General features: G+C 44.6%; 11 protein-coding genes and 1 riboswitch. Of the genes, 1 reads left to right on the plus strand and 10 read right to left on the minus strand.

The features are described from left to right. Positions 1-679: bifunctional hydroxymethylpyrimidine kinase/phosphomethylpyrimidine kinase (thiD, locus tag B3W37_RS03585; protein ID WP_483174807.1), on the minus strand; the 679-nt coding region annotated here is incomplete at its 3' end. Between the two features lie 191 nt (positions 680-870). Then, positions 871-983: riboswitch (TPP riboswitch) on the minus strand. Positions 984-1,384: 401 nt separating this feature from the next. Here thiD and B3W37_RS03590 point away from each other — a divergent pair. Then, complete coding sequence (locus B3W37_RS03590; protein ID WP_483174808.1) at positions 1,385-3,145, plus strand: serine hydrolase domain-containing protein; 1,761 nt, start codon at positions 1,385-1,387, stop codon at positions 3,143-3,145. Here the strand turns inward: B3W37_RS03590 and B3W37_RS03595 are convergent, their stop codons facing one another. The 9 genes from B3W37_RS03595 to arsS all read right to left on the minus strand — a co-directional run. Further along, positions 3,146-3,853 (minus strand): TVP38/TMEM64 family protein, encoded by a 708-nt coding sequence (locus tag B3W37_RS03595; protein ID WP_481042493.1) that lies wholly within the window; start codon positions 3,851-3,853, stop codon positions 3,146-3,148. Continuing rightward, positions 3,850-4,572: a TIGR04282 family arsenosugar biosynthesis glycosyltransferase gene (locus tag B3W37_RS03600; protein ID WP_483174809.1), complete on the minus strand. Its 723-nt coding sequence runs from the start codon at positions 4,570-4,572 to the stop codon at positions 3,850-3,852. The genes B3W37_RS03595 and B3W37_RS03600 overlap by 4 nt, the downstream gene beginning before the upstream one ends. A gap of 11 nt (positions 4,573-4,583) precedes the next feature. Next, positions 4,584-5,018, minus strand: coding sequence for a DUF4418 family protein (locus B3W37_RS03605; protein WP_481042489.1), 435 nt, complete (start codon positions 5,016-5,018; stop codon positions 4,584-4,586). A 25-nt stretch (positions 5,019-5,043) separates the two neighbouring features. Then, a complete protein-coding gene (locus tag B3W37_RS03610; RefSeq protein WP_483174810.1) occupies positions 5,044-5,721 on the minus strand; it encodes an ABC transporter ATP-binding protein in 678 nt (225 codons plus the stop codon). Further along, complete coding sequence (locus B3W37_RS03615; RefSeq protein WP_483174811.1) at positions 5,722-6,921, minus strand: ABC transporter permease; 1,200 nt, start codon at positions 6,919-6,921, stop codon at positions 5,722-5,724. Between the two features lie 60 nt (positions 6,922-6,981). After that, entirely contained in the window at positions 6,982-7,365 is a 384-nt protein-coding gene (locus B3W37_RS03620; protein WP_483174812.1) for a hypothetical protein, read from the minus strand. Between the two features lie 65 nt (positions 7,366-7,430). Beyond that, positions 7,431-8,126: a YdjY domain-containing protein gene (locus B3W37_RS03625; protein ID WP_481042482.1), complete on the minus strand. Its 696-nt coding sequence runs from the start codon at positions 8,124-8,126 to the stop codon at positions 7,431-7,433. Between the two features lie 38 nt (positions 8,127-8,164). Beyond that, the gene (locus B3W37_RS03630; protein ID WP_481042480.1) at positions 8,165-8,857 is read right to left on the minus strand and encodes a TVP38/TMEM64 family protein; all 693 of its coding nucleotides are present in this window, start codon (positions 8,855-8,857) and stop codon (positions 8,165-8,167) included. 325 nt (positions 8,858-9,182) lie between these two features. Beyond that, the coding region (gene arsS / locus B3W37_RS03635; protein WP_483174813.1) for an arsenosugar biosynthesis radical SAM (seleno)protein ArsS at positions 9,183-10,063 on the minus strand (881 nt) is incomplete at its 5' end.

Here is a 10,063-nt window from a genome sequence, read left to right on the forward strand (position 1 = left end):
TGATCAAATCGTTACCTAAAGCCAGATGGGCTGCTATCGCCGAGGATAGGGTGCATCCTGTCCCATGGGTATTTTTGCTGTTTATGCGGGGGGCTGAAAACACGGTCATTTTTTCACCATCGAAAAATACATCAACTGCATCGCTCTGCAGGTGCCCGCCTTTTATCAACACGCTGCGGGGGCCCAAAAGGTAAAGCTCCCTGACCGCCTTTTCCATTTCCTCCTGATTTGTAATTGGTTTTCCAAGCAGGGCCTCCGCTTCCGGTAAATTGGGGGTGATGATGGTGGCCATTGGGAACAATTCCTCTTTTAAAGCCTCAATCGCCGCCTGCTCCAGCAGGGCACAACCGCTTTTAGAAATCATCACCGGATCCAGCACGATATTCTGTGCGCCCCATTCTTCCAAGGATAGAGCAATCTGACGAATGAGACCGGCGTTAGCCACCATCCCAATTTTAACGGCGTCAACCCGAATATCAGAAAAGACCGCATCAATTTGGGCTTTTACCATTTCCCTACTCATTTCCGCTACCTTTATGACAGCCTGAGTATTCTGGGCTGTTACAGCCGTGATCACACTCATCCCATAGGTGCCCAGAGCCGCAAAGGTCTTAATGTCCGCCTGGATCCCGGCTCCGCCGCTGGAATCAGAGCCGGCAATGGTTAACAGGTTTTTCAAATCAAATCTCTCCTCTGGCATCCAGAATATTCACAATACCGGCAAAGCCACAAAATTAAAAGGCAGCAATAAACTCTTCCTGGCATGCGATGACAATGCGTCGCTCCTGGCATGGCAAAAATCCGAGAAGCCATCCTTTTGCCTGTGGATCAAAAAAGCATAGACCCAGATGAAAGGTCTATGCTTTAATAATTTCAGCCTGTAAACCTTCCCTACGCTGGTATTATCCAGATCAGGTTAAAGGGTCAAGGGATTCATCGGTCCCTTATCTCAGCCAGCCTTTCCAGCTCCCCCGGTGCTTATGGAGTTGTTTAGGATGTTATCACATAAATTATTAATCTTCAAGAAAGATTAATGCTGTTCGGGTGATCCTATATATCAACGCGACGGATTCCACAAGGGTTTAGTTTATCATAATCGTCAAACGCCTCTCCTATCGCTATCTTGAAAATGATTTCAGGCCCGGCTTTCTATATATAAGTAACAACGGCAGCGGGCACCAGTCCCTACGCTATTCCAATAGCAGCATGCCCGCCCCCAATATGCCCGCTGGAGCCGGTTGCGGGTATGGCGGAATTAATCATCCGGGCCGCAAAAACAAGCAAACAAGACAAAGTTAATCATTATAAGGTAAATTTAAATGAGCAGATAGATTCCGGGTTGGTCCGATACAATATTGTTTAAGGAAGTCTTGGGAGGATGTTTATGAAAAAGTTTTTACGCATATTCATTTCGCTACTGTTGATCTTCTCCGTAACAGGAACACCTGCCTTGGCACAGGATTCTCAGGAAATCCGCAATGAATTGAATCGTATGGTAGACAGCATGTCAGGGCCGGGCCATGCGAAAGGAGCGGTTCTATCTATCGTAAAGAACGGTAGAATTGAACTTTGCCAGGGATACGGTTTCGCTGATGAATACAATGGCATTGCCGCCGATGGAGAAAAGACCGCCTTTCGCATCGGATCGGTCTCAAAGACTTTCGTGGCGGTGGCAGCTCAAATCCTCCATCAAGAGGGCCGCTTGGATATGAATCGCGATATTTCTGTCTACCTTGATGCTGATTTTCCAACCCTCTCATATCCTGTAACCATGCATCAGCTGCTTACCCATACGGCCGGATTTGAAGACCGGGTGACAGGCATGGCAGTTCGCAATGTCAGTGATACCGAACCCCTTGCCGCCAGCGTGCGCCAATATCTTCCCGCACAGGTGTTTAAACCGGGCGAAGTAGTTTCATATTCCAACTACGGAATTGCGCTGGCCGCTTATGTGGTTGAATGCATTACAGATCAGGATTTTGCCCAGTACTGCCGGGAACAGGTTTTCCTGCCTTTGGGAATGACCCGGACAACCTTCGAGCACATGCACGATGTTGTCTATGTTTCCAAACCATACCTGCCCAGCGGGGAAGAAACCCTCGAGCCTTATATGAATCTCTATCCGGAAGGTTCCGCCGTGTCTACCGCCGAGGATATGGCAAAATATATGCAGTGGCTTTTAGACAATGAGGATACCCGTGTCTTAATGGCCAAGTCAAAAGAAGAAATATTCAGCAGGCAGTTTTCCATGTCAGAAGAGTTGGAGGGAGTCGGCTATACCTGGAACAGGAAAACAAGAAACCATGCGGTGTATTATGACAAAAAGGGAGAGACGCTACATTTTTATACCCGCATCGCCTTGTTTCCACAGGAACAAACCGGGGTTTTTCTATCTTTCAATACCTATCTTCCTGAACATGAAATCGATGCGGTAATACAGAAGGCGGCAGACTTGCTGTATGGCCAAGAAACACGGCCGGCTCCCGGTTCGGGTGCAGCCACTATCGATATTAGCGGCCATTATGCAAACAACTGGTCAAGTTTCAAAACTCCAGAAAAAATCCTGCGGTATCTGGTACCGGGAAAAATGCTGCATATAAGCGGGTCGCAGGACAGCGGTTATTTCATAAACGACGACCGGGTGACTCTGATCGGAGCAGATACCTACGCTTCGAATATGGGCATTTTGAAATTCCAGAAAAAAGCTAAAACAATCATGCTGGCTACCGAGTCGGCAATAACTTATTCCAAGCTTCCGTTTTGGCAGCAAAGCTACATTCAATTATTTATTCCACTATTGTTCTTTATAATTGTGCTTACCTTTCTTTTCAGAGAACTGATTCGTCTGTTGCGGAAGAAAAGAACAAAACACAATCCTTTTTTACTGGTATGCTCTCTGGTTCAGTTCCTTTCATTCTGTGCGCTTTGCCTGCTGATATATAAAGGTATTGCAACCTTCTCGCTGCTTGCTTTTGCTCTATATATGAAAATATTCGGATGGCTGATCCTGGCCGCCTGTGCATCGGCACTCATATATACGATCTATGTAAAACCAAAGAACCACACTCTGAACCTGTTACCGATAATTTGGAATCTGTCAGGAATCTTATTCTGCATATGGATGTTTTTATTTAATATTCTTTAATTATCTTCCACTGATTGCCTTTTGTTTTTGGCGATCCCGCCATATTTGTTTAAACATAAAAATAAATGCGCTGAGGGCAAATACCATAAGTAATCCGAACACTACCGTTTTCACACTTCCTACCAACATATCCCCTACGTATGAATATACAAGGGTGGCAGGTAATTGGCCCAGCCCGGTTGCCCAAAAGAATTCCCAAAATCCCATAGAAGTAAGTCCGGCCGCATAACTTACCACATCAAAGGAAACAAAAGGCAGTAAGCGAGCGATTAATACTGCCCATTTTCCGTAATGCTCAAAGAACTCGTCTACTTCAGCAAGGGCCCCCCGCGTAGTAAATTTCTCTACCACTGACCGGCCATAAATTCGAGCGATCGCATAGCATAGGGCAGCTCCAGCCATTGCGCTGGACCATGATAATATAGCACCTTTAATCCAGCCAAAAAGGCCGGCATTGGCAAAGGTAATAATAAATGCCGGTAGGGGGGCGGCCACCGATTGAATAACCATAAGTAGAAATGAAACGACAGGCGCCCATATGCCGAAGGATAAAATGTAATCCTTGGCTGCTTGAACGTTAACCTTCGACAATGTACTTACCGCTTGATTCATCCCGTTATGAAGGGGAGGGACCAAATAGTATAGTGCTACTGGCACTAATATCAGTAATAACCTAAACCACCAACTAGTCCACCATGATTTTTTCATTTACTGCATCCTCCTCGCCATGTAACAGACTTGTTTTTAACTGCATCCCGGTCTCTTCTCCCTGAGTAGCCATATTTTTTTATTAATTGTTCAGTATAAACACAGGTATCTGTTCTATTGACTCCTGTATTGCGATCATAATAATCAACTATATCGTACCAAGTATCGATATCCCGCCTAGTCTCCAACAAGCGTAAGCTTAGGCCGGCTTTTTTCGCTTTATTCAGTGTCTGATCAAGGACCTGGGGGCTGCCCCAACTTATTCCCTCAAAAATTTCGGGATGAGCTGCTTTAGTCCCCAGCAAGTAATAGCCGCCATCATAACAGGGTCCTAAAACCATGTCTGATTGCTCCAAATCTTGAACCGCCTTGTAAACAATCCTGGGTTCTAAATCGGGCAGGTCGCTGCCAACTACTATTACCGCCTCGTACTGCGAAAGGGTTTGCTGCACTGCATGATACATCCTTTCTCCCAAATCTTCGCCCTTTTGCGGAATATATGAGACTTCCGAAACATGATCCCCAAGCTTATAAGCATCCGGGCTGGCATAGTAGATATATAAAGGCAGTTCAGATCTCAGGACCATGGCGGTCAAATCTTTGATGCATAAACGCTGAAACTCGGCGCTTTCATATGCTTCGAGGACTTCATGCAAGCGATTCTTGCAAAAACCGGGTATGGGAAGCTTGGTCATCATTATTACAGCCGTTTTAAGCACTTTAATCCCTCTTACAGAATCAGCTTATTGGTTTTAACGCCATTGCCTAAAATATCCAAAAGACCTCCTGTAATAGCTAAAGCTCCACCGGCTTTAAGCCATAAAACGGTAGTATTACATGCCATTTCAGCATTTCTGCAAATTCCTATGCCGATAACCGATTCATAGGCATTGGCAATAATCATAATTCCTATCAAGATAATTACCCCTTGTATTTTGTTATGATCTACTTTAGATAAATACGCTGCTATTGCAGCAGCCAGCAAGATCAAGGCCAATCCAACCGATGCCTGACCGCTGTAAAAGCATTTCATATGCACCATGGTTCCATTTTGCAGAGTAAGCAAGCCACTGCATACGGGCGCCCAGCTGAAAACTGCCCCTAGAACAAGCAGTGACGCCAGCAGTTCCATCCCCAATATAACCTTTGATAAATGTTCTTTCATAATGTACACCTCAACAACCCGTTTACTAATGCTGCGGTTTTACTGCGGCCAATTTTCCGTCCTCCAGCCGATACTGGAAAGGAGCCTCTTGGGTCCATTGATTATTATGCGTTACAATGACTACTGCACTGCCCTGCCGGTTGGCTTCTAAAAATAACTGTACGATTTCACGAGCCCAGAACTCATCCAGGTCATTGGTTGGTTCATCGGCCAGAATAAGAGCAGGGCGGTTAATAAGTGCACGGGCAATCATGGCGCGCCTCCTTTGACCGCCGCTCAGCTGATAGGGAAGCAGATCTTTATGACTCGATAATCCCAACCGTGACAGTAAATATAAAATTTCCCCCAAATTATCTTTGCTTTTTTTAACCAGCGAACGTGTGAACTCAAGGTTCTCCTGTAATGTCAGGGCCTGAATCAGATTGGTCTCTTGAAAAATAAAGCCTATCTTTTCGGCTCGTAAATGGGTCAATTGCTGATCAGTCATTAGACCGACGTCTTTTTTGTTCAAATATAGTCTTCCTTGGTCAGCTTTAAGCAGACTTCCCATTACATATAGGAGCGTGCTTTTGCCAATTCCAGAAGAACCCTCAACGGAGACGAGATCGCCGGCGTTCACCACCAGATCAACATTTCTCAGAGGAGTTAGCTTTTCTCCCGTAAAATAGCTCTTACTGACATTTTCAAGCCGGCAAATTTCCATTTATTCTAATGCTCCCTGCGTAATTGCTTCTTGCGGATCAAGGCCGGCGCTTTTCCATGCCGGGTATATGGATGCCAGGGAACCCAATAGCAATGCAGCTATAATCCCAATACTTCCTCCTTGTAGAGCCATTGTCAAAGTCCACAGCCCGGTTGGCAGCACAAAGGCGTTTTCCAGCATATTTAGAACCGGGGTAATGCAAATACACGCCAGCAGGCTTCCGGCCAGGCCGCCTATAAAAGCCATGATCCAGGCTTCACTCACGATGAGCAGAAACACCTGCTTTTTCTGAATCCCTATGGCCCGCAGAAGGCCGATTTCACTTTTACGTTCCCTGGCCAGGGAATTGAAGCGTCCCACCAGAGCAAGAGCTGCAATCAGCAATGAAGCCAGGCACAAACTAAAAATGATTGCACTAATAGTGTTAATTTGGATTTTCATATTGCGTATGGTTTCACTGGTTGCAAACGTTTGTGCATTCAAGCCTGACTGGTTAATTTGTTCAATTATTTGATCTGTATTGGCGCCTGGCTCGCTTTTAATCAGAATCGAAGAAATAAGCTCACCCGGTCCGGCATTCTTCCATAAATGTTGAAGTTCAGGAATATCGCCGGCCAGCTTTCGCGCAACATCAATATTGATAAATATGGTTCCGTCCATTCCGCTGCCGGTAGGATACAGGGTGCCTACCACATTAAAAGGTTTTCCCAAGATTGCAACTACATTGCCCAGACGAGCTTCAACCTTACTCCCGATAACAACCTGATCATCCCCTAAACCGCCGATATCCTGCTCGTTAAAATACGGTTTCAGTATAAAATCGGTCGTTACATCATATCCCACCAGGCGAATTTCTTCTCCGTAACTACAGCAGCCTCCGGTCAGGGTCTGAGTGAAAAATTGGGGGCTGGCCTGGGCAATCCCGTCAATTTTTAATAATTCCTCCACTATAGATTCAGGCATATAGATATTAGCCGGATCTGCAGTAAATAGGGTTTGATATGCATCCGCCTCCGCCTGATCGGGAAGGACAATGAGGTCAGCCCCTAAACGCTCAGCGGAAAGGGCCAATCCCTCCCGCACCATCAGAAATATCAAGGAAACCATAACTAAGATAAATATGGTCAACCCGGTTATAATAATCGTCAGCGTAGACTGGCTGCGTCTTCTAATGGTATTGCGCCAGGCCAGATACCACAAAGTTCAACCCTCCGTTTATTTCGGCAACATTAATAACAGACTACTGGCTATGATAATACGTTACTGGTTTGTAGGCTTCCCGGCCCATATAGCGGTTAAACCTGCGATCAAGCCAATAATTAGAACCAGGTTAATTGTGGAAAAGCCGAGGTCAGTCATTTTAATTGCTTCTCTAAGCATAGCTGCAGGAACAACCAGCAATCTTTTGCTTCCCAAAATCAAAAAAGCGGCCCAAACACCTACAAATAGATTTACTGCGGTAAATCTGCCCGATAAATTCAATGGCTTTTTTATTAATGACACAACTGCTGTAACCAGAAACATAACTGCGGGAATAATAAGGCCAATGTTGACGCGCATTTCCAGCCACTCGTTCTGAAAAGCCATAATGGCTATGAGCATCCCCCAAATAAATCCGTTATAAAGCAATGAAAATATTCTCATACCCGTCCTCTGCAGCAATAATTAATGCAGGCAAGGGGCAGTACCCTCGCCTGCATCACTTCTTACTATTCTGCAAGCCTGAAGATCACAGCAACCTTGGTGCCGTCTTTGGGTAATACATCCCCGTTGCCAGTAATAGTAACTTGTTTTGTGGTCGTAATTTCATTGGCCTTGAAAGCGGCGTTGCTGGTTATGCCTACAGCACAGCTGTCCAAACACAGAATACATCCGGTTTTAAGATTGGTAGCATTCTCCAGGTTGCCGCCAAAACGAACGTCCATGGGTCTGTTTTCAGTGGCCTTCAATATATCGCTGAAAGGTATTTCCTTGCCCAATCCTTCCCAGGTAACAAATACATTGAGTTTGGAGCCCTGAACGGTCTCTTCGGCTAATTTCATATCATCCAGAGAAATGTTGTCTCCAGGTTTGGCTCCTATTTCAATAAGTGCATTATAGAAATCGTTCTGATTGGCAAATCCTCTTAATACCGCCTTTTCGCCATTACTTCCGTCTTTGAACACTACTCCGTGTCTGGTTGATTCGGTGAAATACTTGCCATTAACCTGGGCCAGGTATTGGACTTCTTTCTTTTCATTGTTGACAACCAGAGGTTTTGAATCTGAAAGATCACCCAATTTGAATTCCGCGGCTGCATTGGCGTCTGCAGGTGTTGCCGATGTTGAGGTTGTTTTCGAATTACATCCGGCTAATACCGCCATAACTAATACCAGCATTAAAACCAGGGATAATACCTTTTTCATCTTTCGAAACCCTCCATTGATTTTAGTTTTCAACACTTTTAAGTTATTGTCTGTTTAACTCCCTCGGACTTTCTTAAAACTCTCATCAGCAGCTCGTCAAATGAGTACCTTTTCTTCAAGAAAATAGATACTATAACCATCAGGGCTAGTATTCCAATCGCTAAACAAAACTCAGAGGATCTCACATTTAAGGCCTTATCCCCAAGGTTGGTAAATACTAAAACCCCGGGAATAATTCCTATCGCTGTCGACAGTATGTAGTCGGTATATTTACTCTTGGTCAGACCGGCCCCACAGCTAACTACATTAAAAGGTATCAAGGGGATAAGCCTTAGAATAAGAATCAAGATAAACCCGCCTTTTTCGATACCCTCATCGAACTTTTGAATTTTTCCCTTGATAAGTCTTTCAACTACACTTCTGCCTAAAAACCGCGAGATATAAAAGGCAACTGTTGCTCCAATCAATGCCCCAATCATCGTATACAAGGTTCCCCAAAGCATACCAAAGGCCATTCCCCCTGCTATTGCAATAACTGAGCCAGATGGAATCACAGAAAACATGGCCATATAGACAATTGGACCAAAAACCCCAAAAGAGGATATATAACTCCTTAGTCCCTCTGCGGTCGGGTCTGCAAACATTCCTGATCTCTCAGACAAATACCAGGCCAGGCCAAAAATCAGAATAAAAGCTGCGCTAATAAAATTTTTTTGTCTCAACCGTTTCATTCAGCAACCCTCCAGTAGATACCACCACCTTTTAAAAAAGACGCTACCCCAAAATTAGCTAAAAATAGTATATCACAATATATAGCCATTAGCAGGCATAAATTATTACCCACGTTTTTGCTAACTATAACTATTTTTTATTATTACCAGGGCTGGATATATTCCTACAATCTGGTATTGCTATAATCTCGTTTAGAATGCAAAAGGCTAAGCTTTTAAGTCCGGCGCAAGAAGCAGACAATAATACTCGTATTAAAGACGGCAAACCCGCAAGACCGGGTATCCCGATCCTGCGGGTAAGTTGTTTGTAAACTCATATCCTATTTCAAGCGATAGCTCCGCCACAGCTCGAACCGGCTCCTGCGGTACAGGCGTAGCAGTGGTTTCCGAATACAATCTTACGCGCCGTTAAAGGTTTGTCTATCATATCCTGTATACGGTTTATTCCATTAATAGTGAGACCTAAGGCCTGATTGAAGTCACAATCATAAAGAAGCCCATCCCAACCTACAGATAACTGGTTTCTGCACATCATATTCTCAACTGTCGCCGGGTTATAGGCAGATACCAGGCGATTTAGGTAGGCCGTCATATTGCCGCTTCGTTGCAGAAATTCGCCAAACCTTCCAATAGGATTGTTGGTTACGGTAAATAAATTATTGAATGAAATGCCATATAAATCATACAATTTCTTTTTAAAATCCACAGTCAGACTCACCTGATTAGGGGGCAGAAAAGCGCCGCCCGGGTTGTAGATCAGATTAAGCATTAGATCCGGTGTTGCTCCGTACCCCAAACGGTTTAACTGCTGCAACATTGAGATGCAAGACGAAAAAACGCCTTTTCCCCGTTGTCTATCGGTGTCTTTTTCTGTGTAATAGGGCAAAGAGGCTACTACTTCTATTTTTAACCGGGCATATAATTCAGGGAGATGACGGTACCCCTCTTCTTCTAAAATAACCAGATTAGTCCGTACAATGGTGTGTATTTTTCGTCTTGCAGCTTCTTCCACAAACCATTGGAAATCCGGGTTCATCTCCGGGGCTCCCCCGGTAATATCCAGGATAGTGAAATGATTCTTTTCAAAAACCTGCAGGCAGGCTTCCATTACTGCTCTATTCATTACTTCCGGACGGTCGAAACCGGCTTCAATATGACAATGCTTACAGAACAGGTTGCATTTTCTCCCCATATTGACCTGCATAA

The organism is Syntrophomonas sp. UBA5494 (genome assembly GCF_002426325.1).